This is a genomic window from Pseudonocardia sp. TMWB2A, assembly GCF_017312135.1.
Genome location: NZ_QKQY01000004.1, coordinates 154,393 through 171,671, shown reverse-complemented (window position 1 = coordinate 171,671; position 17,279 = coordinate 154,393). Strand labels below are relative to the sequence as shown.

Below are 17,279 nucleotides of genomic sequence, written 5' to 3'. Positions count from 1 at the left end.
CTGCCCGACGTGAGATGCCGACCAGGACAGAGCAGGTGACATGGTGAACCAACCTCGGTCTCTCGGCCGGGTCATGGCGACGAACAGCGCCCTGTCGCTGGCGCTGCCCTTGACCGCAGTGGTCACCGGTCCGCTGCTGGCCCGAGCGCTGGGCGCTGAGGGCCGCGGCGCGCTCGTCGCGGTCATCGCACCGACGTTGTTCGCGGCCAGCCTGGTGAACCTCGGCCTGCCCACTATGTGCGCCTTCTTCGGCGCCCGCGGCCGCCGTCCCCGACGCACCGCTCTGAGCCTGGCGATGATCTCCGCGGCTGTCCTCGGCGGGCTGACCAGTGTCGCGCTGATCCTGCTGGCCCCGGTACTGCTGCCGGACTACCGCCACTACTGGAGCGTCTACTACGGGGTCTGCGCCACCCTGCCGGCGATGCTCGCGGTGGAGAGCCTTCGCGCCTCAGCGCAGGCCTCAGGCCAATACTCGACGCCGATCATCGAGCGCGCCCTCGCCGTCGGTACCCGTTGCCTGGGGGTGGTTGTCCTCTTCGCGTTCGGCGCGCTCACCGTCCCGACCGCCGCCGTGGCCACCTGGGGTCCCGGCGCCGTCGTCGTCCTGCTCTACACGGCGTTCGCGATCCGCACGATTCGCACCCCCGCACCTGCACCTGCACCTGCCTCTGTAGCTGTCGGTGCTGATGTCTCTGCCGGTGCTGATCGGGACGAGGCGCAGGTCGGGCCGATGCTGCGCTTCGCCATGCTGTCGTGGGGCGGCAGCGTCGCGGGCGTCCTGGTGCTGAAGCTGGACCAGCTCATGCTGGTGTTCCTGACCTCGGCCGCCGAGATCGGCTACTACATCGTCGCGGTCTCGGTGTCGGAGATCGTCGTGGTCGCCGTCGTCGCCCTCCGGGAGATCCTGACCGCCCAGAGCGCGTCAGTCACCGGCCCGAGCCTGGTGATGCGCACCGCTCGGCTGGTGCTCTACGGGGGCCTGCTCGTCGCCGCGGCGGGCTCGGTGGCGTGCCCGGTCCTGCTGCCGCTGTTGTTCGGCGCTGACTTCGCACACGCCGTGCTTCCCACCCAGATCCTGTTGATCGGTGCGGTGTTCTCCGGTGTGTCGATCGTGCTGGGCGCCGGGCTCGCCGGCGCAGGCCGGCCGGGGCTGTTCTCCGCGGCGCAGGCCTTCGGGGTCGTGGTCACGGTCGTGGCGATGCTGCTGCTCGCCCCCCGCTACGGCGGCATCGGCGCCGCGGCCGCCAGTTCGATCACCTACGCCGCGACCGCGCTGGTCACGATCCTGATTTACACCCGGGTGGCGTCGGTGGCCTGCAGTGACATCCTTCGCCCCGCCCGCGGCGACCTCGCCCCCTTCCTGCGCCTGGCCCGGCGTCTTCGCGCCGGCCGAAAGGAGCCGTGAGTCCCTGTGCTCGAGCCCACGACCATGCCGACATCCGGGCAGACGTCCGGGGCGACGTCTGTGCTGTTCGTCGACCACACCGCGGTGCTGTCCGGCGCCGAGATCAAACTCCGGCGCTACTGCAACCACCTGGTGGGTCGACCGGAGTTCGACGTCCGGGTGCTGCTGGGCGCCCACGGCCCTTTAGAGACCGCCTTGCGAGGTGACGGGGTCACCGTCGAGGTGGTCCCGCTCCCGAAGCAGGTCGCGACGCTGCGGCGCGCTCAGCTGCGGGACCTACGCAACGTCCTGCGAGCCTGCTGGCTCATCGCCTCCTACGTGCTGCGCCTACGCAGGGTGCTGCGCCGCTCCGGCGCGGACTTCTACCACTCGTTCTCGCTGAAATCGAACATCTACGTCGGCGTCGCCGCCCTCGGGCTTCCTGGCTGCCACATCTGGCAGGCCAACGACCACGTCTCCACGGGCTACCTGGGATCCGGCGTTGTCGCGCGGGTCGTGCGCACGCTGCCCCGGGTCCTGCGCTCCCACGTGTCTGCCAACTCCGTCTCCACCGCGCAGACCTACCCCGCAGCGACACCGCACAGTGTCGTGTATCCGCCGCTGCCCACGGGATGGCCGGACGCACTGGAGCAGTGGACGCCTACCCCTGGGCCTGCCCGGATCGGGATGGTCGGGCGCATCTCCCCGTGGAAGGGCCAGGACGTGTTCCTGCGTGCGTTCGCGGCCGAGTTCCGCGGCAGCAGCGTCGAAGCGGTGATCGTCGGCGCGGCCTTATTCGGCGAGTCCGACTACGCCGCCGAGCTGGTGGCCTTGTGCAAGTCTCTCGACATCAGCGACCAGGTCACGTTCGCGGGCAACAGCTCGGATGTGCCGGGGGAGCTATCACAGATGTCCTGTCTGGTGCACTGCTCGGTGTTGCCGGAGCCGTTCGGTCAGGTTGTCTCCGAGGCGATGGCCGTCGGGGTGCCGGTGATCGCGGCCCGAGCGGGCGGGCCCCTGGAGATCATCGATGACCGGCACACCGGGCTGCTGGTCGCCCCGGGCGACGTGGACGGGCTCCGCGTCGCGATGAGGCGGCTACTCGACGACACCGCGTTCGCGGTCGGGCTTGGCCAGGCCGGGCGGGAGGCCAGCCGACGGTTCGGTGACGACGAGTTCGTGGCGGCACTGCAGGCGATGTTCGACCACGCACGAGCACGATGAGCGACCTGACGACCAAAGAGCGGCGGCCCACGAGATGGGTCGCCGGTGCCGTGGGGCTGACGTCGCTGGTCGCCGCCGTCCTGCTCACGCTGGCCTACCGGCAGGAGTTCTCCCCGCAGATCCTGCTCGCTTGCGCCATCACACTGATCTGCTGGGGCGGCTTATGCCGCGCGATCGTGGGCGGCGCCCGCATCGTGCAGATTCTGTTCTGGGCGTTCATCGGCTGCTGGCTGGGTGTCGCCCCCATCTACCAGGTACGGACCGGGCAGCTGGCCTGGTACGACACGCTGTCGAACTACCAGACACGCAGCATCGTCTACGCACAGGTAGTGCTCGCACTGGCTCTGCTCGCCTACCTCGCAGGCTCCATACTCGCGGCGCACCGCCGGCGAGGTGAGGTCACCGGCCGACCGGTCGACATGGGCAGGCTCCACGGAGCAGCAGGGGCGGTTGTCCTGCTCGGCCTGCTGATATTGCCCGCCGCGGCCGCGGCCTCCGGCGGGTTCGCAGGACTGTTCGTGACGCGCTCGGACCGGGCGGAGGCGTTGAGTGCGCAGGGAGTCGACGTCGCTACCGGCGGCGGCCCGACCCTGGGCTTCGTCAGCCTGCTCCCGGCAGTCCTAGCAATCACCGGCGCCTACCTGGCCCTACGGAGCCTGGTCCACCTGCACGGACACCGACCGTTCCTACACTGGCCGATGTCGTCAGTGGTCCTGACACTGCTGGGTGTCGCCCTCCTGATGATCTATGTCAACCCGCTGGCGAACTCCCGCTTCACCAGCGTCGCGGCCCTGTGCTGCTGCATCATCGCCGTGTTCCGACCCAAGCGTCCCCTCGCCGGCACCATCGTGGCCGCCGTCGCCGTCGCGGGATTCCTGTTCGTGTACCCGCTGACCTACGCGTTGCGGAACTCAACGGCCGGGTCGGTCACCTTCGACATCTCGGACTGGGGCGGCCAGGACTTCGACGGCTTCCAACAGGTGATCAACACAGTCCTCTACGTCGAACAACAAGGACTCGAATACGGCTCCACCCTGCTCTCCGGCCTGCTGTTCGCCGTGCCGCGCTCCATCTGGGAGGGCAAGGAGACCCCGGCATCGATCACCATCGCCGAGTTCCGCGGCTACTACTTCACCAACCTCTCCCTGCCGTTCCCAGCCGAGCTCTACCTCAACTGCGGCCTCGCCCTCACAGTCGTGCTGATGGCAGGCCTGGGGTACGTCTCCGAGCGCATCGACCAGGGATGGCTGACCGGGAATGTCTCGGTTATGAGCGTGATCGCCCCGCTGGTAGCGACCCAGCAGCTCGGCCTGCTCCGTGGGCCGGTGGGATCGCTCGCCCCGGTGATCGGGAGCGTCGTCGTGGTCGTCCTCCTCGCGCTGTGGTGGGCACGCCGGACGCCCCACGTCCTCCTCGCCCCCGACGAGGCTGTCACCCCACGTCGATAGCCTGGGCGGACAGAGAGTCGTCGTCCCAGGTGCCGCGGTCGGCACCAGATTGGCGGAGTAAGCGGGCCGGCCGACGGGTGGGTGGCTAGGACCCGCTGTCAGGGGTCGTTGCCGACCAGCGAGCACAGAACCGCCCCTCGACCCGCTCCTCGGTCCGAGCACCCGGGTGAGCGCGTCCAGTCCCTCGAGAGGTCTCATCTCGCAGCTGGTGGCGGCCCCGCACGTGCTGAGACATCGACCGACAAGGCGAGTTCGGGTGAGACGGTCCCGACGCGTCCTCGACACCCCTGGTCTGCTTGCTGGGATAAAGCCGTAAATGCCGCCGAGCAGAGCTAGTCCCTAGGCGACAGAATCGATAAGATCCCGCCAAGCAGCGGATAGGCTCCGCCGGTGCCGCACGCCGAGCTCGACGCCGTCCCGGACACCTCGGCCGCGGTCGAGGCCCCGCTGTCGCCGGACGAGGCCGCCTACGTCGCCGCGGCCCGTTCGCACAACACCCGCCGCGGCTACGCTCGGTCTGGACAAGCTTCACCGCGTTCTGCGCCAGCCACGACCTGGCGCCGCTGCCCGCGGCGCCGGCGACGGTGTCGGCCTACCTGGTCGCGCTCGCCCAGGCCGGGGCGAAGGTCCGGACCATCGCCAAGCACCTGTCGGGGGTCCGTGCCGCGCACCGGGCAGCGGATCTGCCCGACCCTGCGGTCACGGCTCGGGTCACCGCGGTCTGGGAGGGCATCCGTCGCAGCCACGGTGCCCCGCCCGCCCAGGCCGCGCCGCTCATGCCGCCCCTGCTCGACCAGGCCGTGGCCGCCTGCCCGGTCACCCGCACCTGGAAGAACCGGCCCGATGAGCCGTCGCTGGCCGGTGCCCGCGACCGGGCCCTTCTGCTGGTCGGGTTCTGGGGCGCCCTGCGCCGCGCCGAGCTCGCCGCGCTCACCGTCGAGCAGCTCGGCTCCGAACGAACGCTGCGCAGCGGACGCCGCGGTCGCGTCCTGACCCTGCACCGCTCCAAGACGAACCAGACCGGTGACCAGGCCGAACTCATCGGCCTACCCCGAGCCGAGCACCCCGACCACTGTCCGCTCACCGCGCTGGAGACCTGGCTCGACTTGGCCGCCATCACCACCGGCCCGATCCTGCGCAAGGTCTCCACCGGCAACCGCGTCCTCGACCAACCCCTATACCCCGAGTCGATCAACAACCTCGTCCAGGCTGCCACCGCGCGCGCCGGGCTGCCCGGCGGCCCCTACAGCGCCCACAGCCTGCGCGCCGGGTTCGTCACCTACGCCCACCTCCGCGGGGCCACCGACCGCGCGATCGCTCACCAGACCCGACACCGCTCGATGGACACCATCACCACTTACATTCGCGTCGACGACGTATTCACCGACAACGCTGTTCTCCAGATCGGCAGATGACTATGGAGCACGTCGAGACCTAATCGAGGCGCTGGCGGGGAAGGGGGCAGGCATGATCCGCGTAGAAGGTGGTGGATTCAGCGCGGATGGTCGCGGCCCACGTCAAAGCCAGCGGGCTGCGCGAGGAAACTCTAAGAACAAGCTTGCGGCGTTCTCGCCTGCGGGCGCAGCGACACAATGAGTGCCCTCCGGGTCGGCCGCTGCCGGGCGCGCGGCCTACCGCAAGGGAGGAGTGTCTGGCGCCTCTCGCGCGATTTGGCTGAGCCACTTCTGGTCGATAGTCGGCCATGTGCACTCTTGCGCGCCAGGTCAGGTCAGCGCTCGCTTTGCTCCGTAGCTTCATTTAGCTCGTTTTCAAGCGTAATTATTCGAGTTATCGACGTTAGGTTGTGGCCGTCTGCAAGTAGATGTTTCGCGCGTATCGCGGTCCGCAGCTCGTCGCGGCTGTATCGGCGATGGCCACCTGAAGTTCTAAGGGGCACTATAAGTTGTTCCATTTCGAGGCTGCGGAGGAACTTTTGAGAGACTCCGATTATTTCTGCGGCCTGGCCGATTTACATCGGCGGGCACTGGCCATTGGAGATGCCTTCGAACTCGTTGAGTGACAATGACGATCACCTGCTTGTATGCGCTGCAGCCTGAGGTCCGCGTGCGCGGCTTGCCGCGGGCTGGACCAACAAGCTTCTCGTCTGGAGTAGACGAATCTACCCGTCGCTGGGTTCAGTGTCTACTGATATAGAAGCTTGACCTGGAGGTCAACACTGTTGGCGGCGGTGCGCGGCCGCCTCAGGGGTGATCATCGGTTGCCTCGTGGGACGAGAAGCTCTGGACCGTCGACCCCCGACCCGAGGTGGGGGTCGGGCCGGTCAACGGCGGTACAGAGCCGGGAGGCGCTCACGAGCCTCGCCCGTACTCAACGGGCCCGCGGCGGCATCGTCGAGTGGCGAGTGCCGGGTCCAGGCGCCCGGCGCGCACCGACGCGAGCGGCCCCTCGACCGTCCTGCCCTCTGCATGACGTACCGGGTGGAGTCGTGGTGAGGGTGATCATCGGATGTGTCCGTGGCTAGCCGTTGTAGGGCGGAGGCGACCAACGGTCGCTAGTAAGAGAAGCAGCCCAAGGGCGCTCACTCCCATCGTGATCTGCGCTGGAATTACGACCGCGATCCCAGTGGAGGCGCCGGCGAGCGCTAGACCTGCCACTGCGGTCAAGATCGACACGGTTACTAGTTCAGCCATCGCCATCGCCGACGTTGAAGCACCCCGTTCTGATTCCTCCGATAAGCGCAGGACGACGACGTTGAGCGAATTAACGGCGAGGCAGGTGCCTAGCCCGGTGGTCGACCACCCGATGTAGACGAGCGCCACCGGCATCCGGGGGTCGACGCCTGTCGCAGTGACAGCTAGCCCGGCGCACTGCGCGAGAGTTCCAACTCGGATGAGGACCATGCGACTCGTTTCGGCAAGACGGGAACTACCGAATAGCAGCCCAGTGGCGGCGTATCCCAGGATGCCAGCCGAGAGCGCGAGCCCGGCCTCGGCTAGACGGAATCCCCGAGCTTCCACCAGTGCCAGAGGAAGGAGGAACGCCACTCCGTACCACGGTGCGCCGATCAGACCACGGAGCAGAACCGCCGCCGGAAGTCCCGGAGCGAGCCGCCACGACCCTCGCGGCAACAACCTGACGGCGCCGAGACCGACGGCAATGCCCGCCACGACGAGCAGTGGCCAGGAGGCCGATCTCGGCAGCTCGTCCAGAAGGAGTAGCCCGGCGACCCCCGCAGAAAGTAGAAACGCCGGGCCGAGCAGTGACATAAGCGAGGGCTTTGGTCGAGGCGAAGTACCGCTGGCGTTCTTGACCTCACGCATCACTGGCCAGATCACCGCGAGCAGTGCTAGATCGACCAAACCGACCGGCCACAGGACTACCCGCCACGAGACGAGCGAGGTTAGCGTTCCGGCGATCAGCGGACCGAGGAATCCGGGTGTGGCCCAGGACGCGACGATGAATCCGAGGACGCGCCCGCGTTGGGAGTCGGGATAGGACGTCGCGATGATCACGTACACGCTGACCACGACAATCCCGGTCCCGAGGCCCTGAGCTGCCCGGCCTGCGAGGAAGGAACCGAACGTCGGGGCCGTCCCACACACCAACAGACCGGTGGCATGAAGGAGCACACCGAGGACGAACGCTGGGACCACCCCTCGGCGCGTCTCCAGCCAACCCCCGAACACCAGCCCAACTAGTTCTGCGACGGTGAAGACACCGAACACCATCGCGTAGAGCGATCTGCCGCCGATCTCGTCGAGGATCTGCGGTGCGATCGTCTGGACGGCCGTTGTCTCGAAGGACGCGACGAACGAGCTGACGGTCAGCGCGCCGGCCAGCCACCGCTGTCGTCGGTCCAGTTTCATCCGCTAACGACGGCGTCGGTGTCGGCGTACGAGATCTGGGCGAAGACCTGGTCGATTACTCCGCTGGTGAGAGGGTCGGACCGCAAGACCTCTTCGGTGTGGGCGTAGTACCGCTCGCATTCGGCAATAGCGACGGACTTCTCCCCGGGCGTCAGCGGCCGCTGGTTCAGCAGACTGTCCCGCATGCGGCGCAGCATGACGTCGGCGTCATCGCTCCCGGTCACCGACGCCTCCAGCCAGCTCAACAAATGCCTTCGTGTCGGCGAGGTGAAGCCGCGAGCCGCGCCCAGCGCCAGCAGGCATGTCTCGACGATTAGCCGGCAGATGTACTCGACCAGGCCAGGGGTCGACCGGCTGGACTTGCGGGCGTCTTCCAGAGACTCACGCGCGTCGACCAGATAGTGGACCGACAGGTAGAGCGGTAGTGCGTCCACTCGGAAGTCAGTGCGGAACCTCGACACGACATCCTCGCCCTGCAGCACCATCCCGGTACGTAGTCGGTGAAGCAGCCGTAGAGCGTACTCATCGTAGAGTGCCACTCTGTCCAGCTGGCCCCCGTCCGAAAGACCGTCTACCAGCCTGCTGAAGCTGGCGGCGAGGGAGGCGTAGGCGTCGAATGCGATGACTTCCGTGTTGACCTCGATCCCGCCGCGGTAGATCAATGATTCCAGGGACGAACCGGCCTCTAGGAACAGCTCAGGACAGGGTGGTAGGTCCTGTCGGGGGGAGTAAGTCAGATAGAGGATGTCGACGTCGGACGCCTGGTTCTGGTAACCCTCGGCGACGGAACCGACGAGCAGCACCCCGGTCGTTTCTACCGGTCCCACCTGTGTACGAACCGAGTCATCGAGGTCGAACCCGGACTCGACGAGGAAGTCGAGTATCTCGGTCTTGTCCCGCAACGTCTCCAGGCGTTCGGACGGGCGCTTGGCTCCGATCACGTCAGGCCTCCAGATACTGTTGGCCGAACTCTCGTTCGGTTGCTTTCTCGGTCCCGGGGCCCAGTGCCCCGAACACGATCTCTCCGCCGATCCGTGAAACGGGGTGATCACTCATGAACGAGCGCGCCCCGAGGAGCTTGCGGCTGTTGATCGCGATCTGTTCGACATCCTTGGCGACGCTGTGCTTGATCGCGGTAACGTGACGGAGGCACGAGGCTGCCTGCTCCGTCGTCGGACCGGAACGGTCGAGCTCCTCCACCAGTCGGTCGGCGGACAGGAGCAGCCGCAGGGCGTTCATGTAAACCAACACCATCTCGCCGACGTCTGAGGAGAAGGCACCCGTACCGCTCAGCGGCTCGCCGGAGGGCAGGAAAATGCCCTGCCCGAACGACTTGGTCTCCTCAATCAGGCGGTGGGCGCCCCCGAGATAGAGAGCGGCGCTACACAGATTCTGGCAGACGAGCTGCACCAGATAGAACGTATCGAGTCGCGGATCCGACCGGATGACGTTGCGCTCGGGTAGGACGAGCCGCTCGAACCGGACGCTGCGGGTATCCGCGAGGACCAGATGGTCGCCGAACAACAACTCCTCCGAGATGTGAACGGCGTCGTTGCCGGTCAGATCCGTGATTACGCCGACAGGGGCGCCGTCGGCATCGTGGGTCACGAACGTCAGCTTGTCCGCCTCGGATGCCAGGGACATGTACGTCGACCATTCCTCGACCACGTATGAGTCGTTCAACCAGGAGATCGTTGACCCCGAGGCCCCCATCTTCCGGCCTCCGGCCTGGGACGTCGTATTGGCGATTAGCAGGCGGCCGGAGTAGACGGACTCGAGAAACTCGCCGACGATCTCCCCGAGCGCGTCCTGCTGCGACGTCATGGAGCGGGTGAGCTCGAACGCCCACATCGATGCCAGGTGCTGGGAGACGCCGAGCGCGAGTCCTGGCGAGCTTTCCCCGAGCACGTGCGCGACCGCGACCGTCGCCTTGAACAGACCAGCCGGGTCGTCGCGGTGGAGCCGCGGCAGGAACGGCACATCGCTGGCCCGTAGCGTCGCGAAGAACGCCGCCGGATCCCGCTGTGCTGCGGCCTTCTCAGCCGCATCGGAGACCTCGGGGAGCCGTTCGAGGCCGGTCCCGGCGGTGACCAGCCCGGTTCTCAGGATCATCGTGGTACATCCCCCTTGTGTCGATGTGGCTGCGACGCCTCGGTGGCCGGTTGATCCACGGCAGTCACCGCACGACACCGAGATCTCGTCCAACGCGGCCGAAGATGTCGAGCGCCTCGTCGAGGTGGTCCTTCTCATGGGTCGCCATCACGCTCGCACGCAGCAACGCCTTGTTCGCCGGGACCGCGGGTGCCAGGACGGTGTTCACGTTCAGCCCGGCAGCGAACAGCTCGACGCCGAACCTGAGGCACCGCAATTCGTCGCCGATGATCACCGGGACGATCGCGCTGGCCGAGCTGCCGACCTCGAAGCCCTGGCTCCGCAGGCCGGCGCGCAGGTAGTCCGCGTTCTCCCGGATCGCGACGATGCGCCACGGCTCGGCCTGGAGGATGTCCAGCGAGCAGTCCACCGCAGCGAGCGCGGGCGGTGGCATCGACGCGGAGAACATGGCAGACCGTCCGTGGAACCGGATCCAGTCCATGAGATCGTGGTCACCGGCGACCCATCCGCCGATCGATGCGAGGCTCTTCGAGAACGTGCCGGTCAGGACGTCACACGCACCGACGAGATCCAGCATCTCCTCCACGCCGCGGCCGGTCTCCCCGATCATCCCCAGCCCGTGCGCGTCGTCCATTGCCAGAGGCACCCCGAGCCGGTCGCACGTTGAGCGGATCTCGGGTAGTGCTGCCAGGTCGCCGGACATCGAGAAAACGCCATCGGTCATGACCATCGCCGGTTGGCCGTCGAGGCCGTCGCGCAGCTTTTGCTCCAGGTCAGCCACATCGTTGTGCCGGAAAGCGATCACCCGACACCCGCCGACGCCCGCCCCGTCGTAGATGGACGCGTGGCACTCGTCGTCGACGACCAGCGTGGTGCCCTTGCCCATCACCGCTGACAGGAGCCCGATGTTGGCCTGGTAGCCAGTGGTGAACAGGACCGCGTCTTCGCGTCCGACGAACGAGGCCATCCGTCGCTCGAGTTCGATGTGGCGCGGGGTCGTCCCGTTTTGCATTGCCGAGCCTGACAGACTCGATCCGTCGGCGAGCGCGGCGGCGGCCACAGCCTCGCGGACTCGCCGGTCCGCGGTGAGACCCAGATAGTCGTTCGACCCGAGCATGAGCAGCCTGCGCTCGCCTGCCCGGCACGTCGTACCGTCGTTCTGAACCGGCCGGTAGTACGGCATGAGGTCGGCCGACTGGAGTTCGGTGACCAGGCGGAAGGCGCGGGCCTTCGAGAAGACGTGGTCGGAGGCGCCGCGGGGATGCCGATGCCGCTCCTCGAGCAGCTTCGTCAGATTCGGGTCCGGCGGTTCGGTTTCCGCCGTCATCGTGTCCGTTCCGGCGGCGTGCTGAGCCAGGTCTGCCTGCGACGCCGTGGGTTCGGCGAAAGTCCGGCGGAGACGGTCGAGGTGGTCAAGGCCCCGCCGCACGTGGTGGTCCGGGACCCCGAAGTCGACCAAGGCAGCGATCTCGTCGATCCCTGCGTCGGCGACGCGCTCGACGAGCGGGCGGACGCCTTCGGGAGTCCCGACTAGCGCGCTCGTTCTCCGGTACCGCTCGAATGCGTGGTCGAGGACGCGGGCGCGTTGGGTCGGGTCGAGCGCTTCGAGGTCCTCCGAGCGGCGACGCCAGAGGTCGACTGAGTCCTCCAGATACCGTTTGAACGGCTCCTCGACGACGCGGCGCACCTGCTTCTCGTCGTCGCCCAGGAACGTGTGCAGCATGAGCGTGACCCGACCGGTCGTTGGGTCGTAGCCCGCGGCGGCGCGCGCTTTCCGGTACGCCGAGACCCGTTCCGCCAGCTCGCCGACGTCCTGGAACAGCAGGGCGGTCAGGACGTTCGCGCCGAGCTGCCCCGCCGTGACGAACCGTTCGACGCTGGATGTGCAGGTCAGCCACGTGGACAGGGAGGGCTGGACCGGACGCGGGAAGACGGTGATCGCGACGTCGTCACCGGTGCCGCCCTGGCGGGTGAGCTGTCCGCCGGACCACAGCCGCTGGACCTGGGCGACGCCGTCGAGCATGGCACGTTCGCGGTCCGCGTAGTGCTCGGGCGCCAGAACGAAGTCGTCCGGGCTCCAGCCCGTGGCGAACGCCAGGTCGACGCGGCCGTGGGACAGGTTGTCCACGACGGCCCATTCCTCGGCCACACGGAGCGGGTCGTGCAGTGGAAGGACGACGCTGCCGGCCCGCAGGCGGACGCGGCTCGTAGACACGGCAGCCGCAGACGCCAGTACAGACGGGTTGGGGAACAGCCCGCCGAAGGTGTGGAAGTGACGCTCCGGGATCCACACGGCCTCGAAACCGTGCTCGTCGGCGAAGCGCACGCTATCCATGAACAGCGAGTACCGGTCGGCCGAGTCTCGCTGGGCATCGCTGGCGAAGAACAGCAGGCTGACGTCAATCGTCCGACGGCCTGATCCGGTCGCCCCGGTGCTGGTTCGCGGGCCACCTCCAGGCCCGTTCGTGGTCGGCGGCTCGTTGTCGGCCGACCTGGAACGCTCGACTGAGATCGTCGTGGCGATGTCGTCGGCCAGCCGGCCCAGGGTCAGCCCGTCGAACATCTCCTCGGCGATGATCTCGTGCCCGAACGTCCGCTCGACGTGCTCCGCGAGCTCCGCGGACTTGAGTGAGTCCAGGCCCAGCGTCGTCACGGGGCGCGCCGGATCGACGGTCGTCACGTCGATGTCACACCGCTTGCTGACCCACGTGACGAGTCCGTGCAGGATCTCACTGGTCTGCGTAATCCCCGGCATGATCCGTCCCCCCTGTGAGAAATAGTTGACGAGCCCGGCCCCGCTGCTTCTTGCCACTCGTCGTCCGCGGTATCCGCCCCCTGCGTGTGAAGGCCACCCTCCAGACGGCCAGCCCGTGCGAACGGGCGACGATCTGCCGGATCTCGCTCTCGACACCGGACCTGTCCAGGCCACCAGTCGCGCGCAGGTCGATCTCCTGCAACACCACCAGCTGCTCGCCGTCCTCGGACCGGACGCCGAACGCGACGGTCCCCCCTGGCCTGAGGTACGGACGGCTCCCCTCGATCGACGTCTCGATGTCGTGCGGGAAGACGTTCCGTCCGTGCAGGATGACGAGCTCTTTGAGACGTCCGGTGACGTAGAGCTCACCGTCACAGACGAAGCCGAGATCTCCCGTTCGCAGGTAAGTCCCGGTCCGGCCTGCGCAGTCAGCGAGGGACGAGCCGAATGGGTCCTCGCCGATGCCGTCTGGGTTCCGCCAGTATCCGTCGGCCACGCTCGGGCCCTTCAGCCAGATCTCCCCGGCCCCGTCCGCTGCGACGACTCGGGCGGTCGCCGGGTCGACGATCTGCACGCTGCCAGTCTGGACCGGTCCGACCGACAGCAGGGTCCTCGTCGGGGAGTCAGGTCGAGTCGGGTCGACATCGGCGGCGGGATCGGAATGCAGGACGCGGGCGCCCCGGCCACGGGGCCCCCCGCTCACCATCAGGGTCGCCTCGGCGAGTCCGTAGCATGGAAAGATCGACGAAGCACGGAACCCATGCCGGGCAAACCTCTCGGCGAACCTCTCCAGAATCGCAGGGCTGATCGGCTCGGCCCCGACGAAGGCAGCGTCCCAGCTCGAGAGGTCGAACTTCTCGGACTCCTCCTCGGTGATCCGGCGGGTGCACTGGTCGAACGCCGAGGGCGGCCCGCCGCTCGTCGTCGCGCCGAAGTGCGAGATTGCCGCGAGCCATGACTGCGGCCGCCGCAGGAACGTGCGGGGCGAAAGCACGGCGGTGTGGAAGCCGACGAACAGCGACTGCAGTAGCCCGCCGATCAGCCCCATGTCGTGGAACGGCGGCAGCCAGGTGACGATCCCGCTGTCCGGCGTGTGCCCGAACGCGTTCCGGGTGATCGTGAGGTTGTCCACGAGGTTGTCGTGGCGGACCCGCACACCCCGCGGGGCCGTCGTTGAGCCGGACGTGTACTGCAGGAACGCGATCGCGTCCGGCGATGGCAACGCGCCTGTAAAGGGGGCGAGCGGTCCGTCGCACGGGATCACCCGCACCGCGGACAGTAGAGGGTTGACTCGGAACCGGTCGGTCAGTTCGCCGATCTGGTCGGCGGGGGCGATGGCGACGGTGGGGCGACAGTCCTCGGTGATGCTCGCCAGGCTCGCCAGCTGCCGGTCCGAGGGGGTCGCATCTACCGGTACCGCGATGCGACCAGCGAGCAGACAGCCGAGGAACCCGGTCACGAAGGTCCGCCCTGCCGGGCAGCACACGAGCACCCGGTCCCCCCTGACGGACACGGATTCGAGGGTGTGGGCCACGGCGGAGCATGCAAGATGGAGCTCCGCGAAGTCGACGTGCTCGGCGAGCTCGAAATCGTCGTCCGGCACGAACGAGTACGCCGCGGCGTTCGGCGTCCGCTCCGAGTGCCGGACCAGCGTCTCGACCAAAGTCGACGAGGCATGCCGATCGCTCACGACGTCCTCCGCGGGTGGTCCGGCTCCTCGGTCAGCAGGTGTCTGAGCAGGTCACTGATACCCGGCACCGCAAACAGCACCTCCACGCCGTCCAAGTCCGGCGGCAGCTTCCTGGCCGGTCCCGGCAGGAGTGTGCGCACTGCACCGGCCTCAGTCGCGATTAGGCCGCCGGCCGCGACGTCCCACGGGTGCAGGGTCTCCGTGTGCGCATCCAGCCGTCCAGCGGCTAGCCAGGCGAGATCCAGAGCAGGCGAGGACGCCCGGCGGATGTCTTGGCAGTGCGTGATCAGCCGGCGGATGCGTTCGACGAGCGCCTCGATGTCGGGGCGGACGTGCGGGAACCCGGTGCTGACGATCGCGTCGGCGAGCGAGCCCCGGTCGGTCACCCTGATCGGGGCTCCGTCCAGAGCGGCTCCCCGCCCGAGGATCGCGGTGAACGTCTCGTCCAGCAGGGGAGCGTGCACCACGCCGGCCTGGACAACGCCGTCGATGGCGAAGGCGATCGAGACAGCGACGTAGCGGTGCCCACGTGCGAAGTTCGCCGTCCCGTCGATCGGGTCGACGATCCACAACGGTCCCTCGCCGACGACGGGCACGTCATCGGACTCCTCGCTCAGCACCGGGACGCGCGGGAAGCAGCTGCCGAGCACGCCCCGGATGATCCGGTCCGAGCGCAGGTCGGAGTCCGTGACCGGCTCGACGCCGTCCTTCATCCGCAGCGCCGGCCCAACGTCCGCCCGCGCGGTGCGGGCGATCTCCCGCCCGGCGGTCTGCGAGGCTGTCACGGCGCATTCGAGCACCGCGTCCAGGTCATATTCACCCATGGTTGTCCAAAGTGGAGTACAGCTCGTCGTAGGGGCCGAACGTGGACGTCACCGACGCCAGCGTGATCTCTTGAACCTCGACCCGGGGCGGCACGGTTAAGAGCGACACGACGATCTCGCCCATCTCGTCGATCGACAGGGCCTCTGGGCGGGCCCCGGGTCGCTTGCCTCGGAAGTACGAGTCCACGCGGGAGGGGACGACGGCCGTCACACGGACGCCGTGCGGACGGACTTCCCGTCGCGTCGTGTTCAGCAGGGCAAGAAACCCCGCCTTGGACGCGCAATACGCCGACCGTGTGGGGTAGGCGTAGTACGACGAGTCGGACGCGATCCCGATGATCTGTGCGCCCAGAACCTCCCGCAGAACCGGCACGGTCAGCCGCAGTGTGTGGAACGCGCCGTCGAGGTTCGGCCCGACGACGCTTCGCCACTCCTCGTTCGAGATGCGGTCAACCGCGTTCCAGGTTCCGCCGCCCGCATTGACGATGACCGCCCGCAGGATCGGCACATCGGACAGGGAATCCGCGCCGGCGCGGTCGACGGCGGCGGGATCGGCGACGTCGACAAGCGCCGTGGTGACCCGGGCACCGAGCTCGGTGGCCTGCTCGGCGGCCGAAGCCAGATCGTGCTCGGTGCGTGCCCAGAGGATCAGGTCGAACCCGCTCTTGGCCAACGCGAACGCGATAGCCCGGCCGATGCCCCGGCTGGCGCCGGTGACGAGCACGGTGCCGCGCGTGGACGCTTCACTCATCGGACGCGTCCGCCCGATCCGCGTCGGCGCCGGGAGGTGCCGCGATGGCCGGGTCGCCCGCCCCCTCGGCTGGTATCGCCGCCTCCTCGGCGTCGACAGACAGGTGGGTGCGGGAGTCCTTGTTGTAGCAGGACGAGTCTTCTCGGAATGTGAAGTCCATCAGCGGCCGCCTTCGTCGGTGAGAACGTCGTGACCGACCGGGATGGCGGCCCCGGCGTCGACCATGGCGGTGAGGGCTCCGTCGGCCTGCTGCCGTTGCCCGGCGGTAAGCCCGAACGCTCCGGCGAACTCGTCGAGTGCCTGCTCTCTGGGCTGCCCGTCGAGCGAGAGCCACAGCCGTGCGGCGATCTCGGAGACGTCGAAGCCGGTGTTCGGGCCGGCGAGGGCTAAACCGTCCGCGAACCGGATCATGCTGTACGCCGGGCTGCGGCTGATTCCGTCGCTCGCGGGGCTGCGATGGACCAACACGCCGGGTGGCTCGTCCCAGCCGTCCAGCTGCGCGGCGGCGGCTAGCCGATTCGCGAGAAGTAACCGTCGGCTCACGACGGCGCGCACCTGCTGCGGCGCCCCATCGAGGGTGATCTCGTCGTGCAGCGATCGCCACACCGGTTCCCGAAACGCGGTGAACTCGGTGCACCGGGCCAACCGGCGGAACAGGAACTTGTCACTGATGTAGAAGTCCCGAGAGGCTGCGAGCAGGACGTCGCAGGCTTTGCGCAGGGCCAGCTCTGAGGCATCGAGCGCGGTGTACGTGTCGCCGGACAGTGCGCATCCGATCGCGTCCTCGGTGTAGGTGGCCGCCTCGATCGCCGCCCGGGTCATGAGCATGCGGGACAGCGCGGGCAGGCTGATCTCGGCCAGACGTCTGGCGACGTGGTCATCGGCGAATACGGGAGACGCGACTGCCAGCCGGACGGTCTTCATCGCTGTGACGTGATCGATCATCACCTGCCATCGATCCCGCTTCGTGGCTACGTACTCCGCCGCAAGCTCGACCCGCCGGTCGAACTCCTCGGTGCCCATCGGCAGCAGGTCGATTCGGCGCCCACCGCGGACGTAGTTGAGCTCGTGGATCTGCCCGGGCTCGTCGGTGACGACGATGACATCCACATCGGAGTGTCGGTGCCCTAGCCCGGCTGAGATGCTGCCGGAGAGCAGGGCGGCACGGACCGAGGCACGGTGTCGGGACGGAAGCTCGTCGACAAGTGCGGCTGCATGACCGCGCTGCTCCGACGTGAAGTAGCCGTCGTGCTCCAGCTGCACG

General features: G+C 68.0%; 14 protein-coding genes. 4 read left to right on the top strand and 10 right to left on the bottom strand.

Going from position 1 to position 17,279, the window contains the following annotated elements:
• The first annotated feature begins 73 nt into the window (after positions 1 to 73).
• The 4 genes from DMP17_RS45960 (at position 74) to DMP17_RS45945 (ending at position 5,471) form a co-directional block, all read left to right on the top strand.
• Entirely contained in the window at positions 74 to 1,405 is a 1,332-nt protein-coding gene (locus DMP17_RS45960) for an oligosaccharide flippase family protein (RefSeq protein WP_337832977.1), read from the top strand.
• 6 nt (positions 1,406 to 1,411) lie between these two features.
• The gene (locus DMP17_RS45955; RefSeq protein ID WP_337832976.1) at positions 1,412 to 2,608 is read left to right on the top strand and encodes a glycosyltransferase; all 1,197 of its coding nucleotides are present in this window, start codon (positions 1,412 to 1,414) and stop codon (positions 2,606 to 2,608) included.
• Complete coding sequence (locus DMP17_RS45950; RefSeq protein ID WP_337832975.1) at positions 2,605 to 4,056, top strand: hypothetical protein; 1,452 nt, start codon at positions 2,605 to 2,607, stop codon at positions 4,054 to 4,056. The genes DMP17_RS45955 and DMP17_RS45950 overlap by 4 nt, the downstream gene beginning before the upstream one ends.
• A gap of 584 nt (positions 4,057 to 4,640) precedes the next feature.
• Complete coding sequence (locus DMP17_RS45945) at positions 4,641 to 5,471, top strand: site-specific integrase (RefSeq protein ID WP_337832974.1); 831 nt, start codon at positions 4,641 to 4,643, stop codon at positions 5,469 to 5,471.
• A gap of 314 nt (positions 5,472 to 5,785) precedes the next feature.
• Here DMP17_RS45945 and DMP17_RS45940 read toward each other — a convergent pair whose 3' ends face one another.
• The 10 genes from DMP17_RS45940 to DMP17_RS45895 form a co-directional block, all read right to left on the bottom strand.
• Complete coding sequence (locus tag DMP17_RS45940; protein WP_337833026.1) at positions 5,786 to 6,025, bottom strand: MerR family transcriptional regulator; 240 nt, start codon at positions 6,023 to 6,025, stop codon at positions 5,786 to 5,788.
• 490 nt (positions 6,026 to 6,515) lie between these two features.
• On the bottom strand, positions 6,516 to 7,883 hold the full coding sequence (locus DMP17_RS45935) for an MFS transporter (protein WP_337832973.1): 1,368 nt from the start codon (positions 7,881 to 7,883) through the stop codon (positions 6,516 to 6,518).
• The gene (locus tag DMP17_RS45930; RefSeq protein ID WP_337832972.1) at positions 7,880 to 8,824 is read right to left on the bottom strand and encodes a hypothetical protein; all 945 of its coding nucleotides are present in this window, start codon (positions 8,822 to 8,824) and stop codon (positions 7,880 to 7,882) included. The genes DMP17_RS45935 and DMP17_RS45930 overlap by 4 nt, the downstream gene beginning before the upstream one ends.
• Before the next feature lies 1 nt (position 8,825).
• On the bottom strand, positions 8,826 to 9,995 hold the full coding sequence (locus DMP17_RS45925; protein WP_337832971.1) for a hypothetical protein: 1,170 nt from the start codon (positions 9,993 to 9,995) through the stop codon (positions 8,826 to 8,828).
• Positions 9,996 to 10,059: 64 nt separating this feature from the next.
• Entirely contained in the window at positions 10,060 to 12,750 is a 2,691-nt protein-coding gene (locus DMP17_RS45920) for a MupA/Atu3671 family FMN-dependent luciferase-like monooxygenase (protein ID WP_337832970.1), read from the bottom strand.
• Entirely contained in the window at positions 12,725 to 14,440 is a 1,716-nt protein-coding gene (locus DMP17_RS45915) for a fatty acyl-AMP ligase (RefSeq protein ID WP_337832969.1), read from the bottom strand. Before DMP17_RS45915 ends, DMP17_RS45920 begins: the two co-directional genes overlap by 26 nt.
• Positions 14,437 to 15,264 (bottom strand): inositol monophosphatase family protein, encoded by an 828-nt coding sequence (locus DMP17_RS45910; protein ID WP_337832968.1) that lies wholly within the window; start codon positions 15,262 to 15,264, stop codon positions 14,437 to 14,439. Before DMP17_RS45910 ends, DMP17_RS45915 begins: the two co-directional genes overlap by 4 nt.
• Positions 15,257 to 16,015 (bottom strand): SDR family oxidoreductase, encoded by a 759-nt coding sequence (locus tag DMP17_RS45905; protein WP_337832967.1) that lies wholly within the window; start codon positions 16,013 to 16,015, stop codon positions 15,257 to 15,259. Before DMP17_RS45905 ends, DMP17_RS45910 begins: the two co-directional genes overlap by 8 nt.
• Positions 16,008 to 16,175 (bottom strand): hypothetical protein, encoded by a 168-nt coding sequence (locus tag DMP17_RS45900; RefSeq protein ID WP_337832966.1) that lies wholly within the window; start codon positions 16,173 to 16,175, stop codon positions 16,008 to 16,010. Before DMP17_RS45900 ends, DMP17_RS45905 begins: the two co-directional genes overlap by 8 nt.
• Entirely contained in the window at positions 16,175 to 17,278 is a 1,104-nt protein-coding gene (locus DMP17_RS45895) for a nucleotidyltransferase domain-containing protein (RefSeq protein WP_337832965.1), read from the bottom strand. The genes DMP17_RS45900 and DMP17_RS45895 overlap by 1 nt, the downstream gene beginning before the upstream one ends.
• Between the last annotated feature and the right edge of the window lies 1 nt (position 17,279).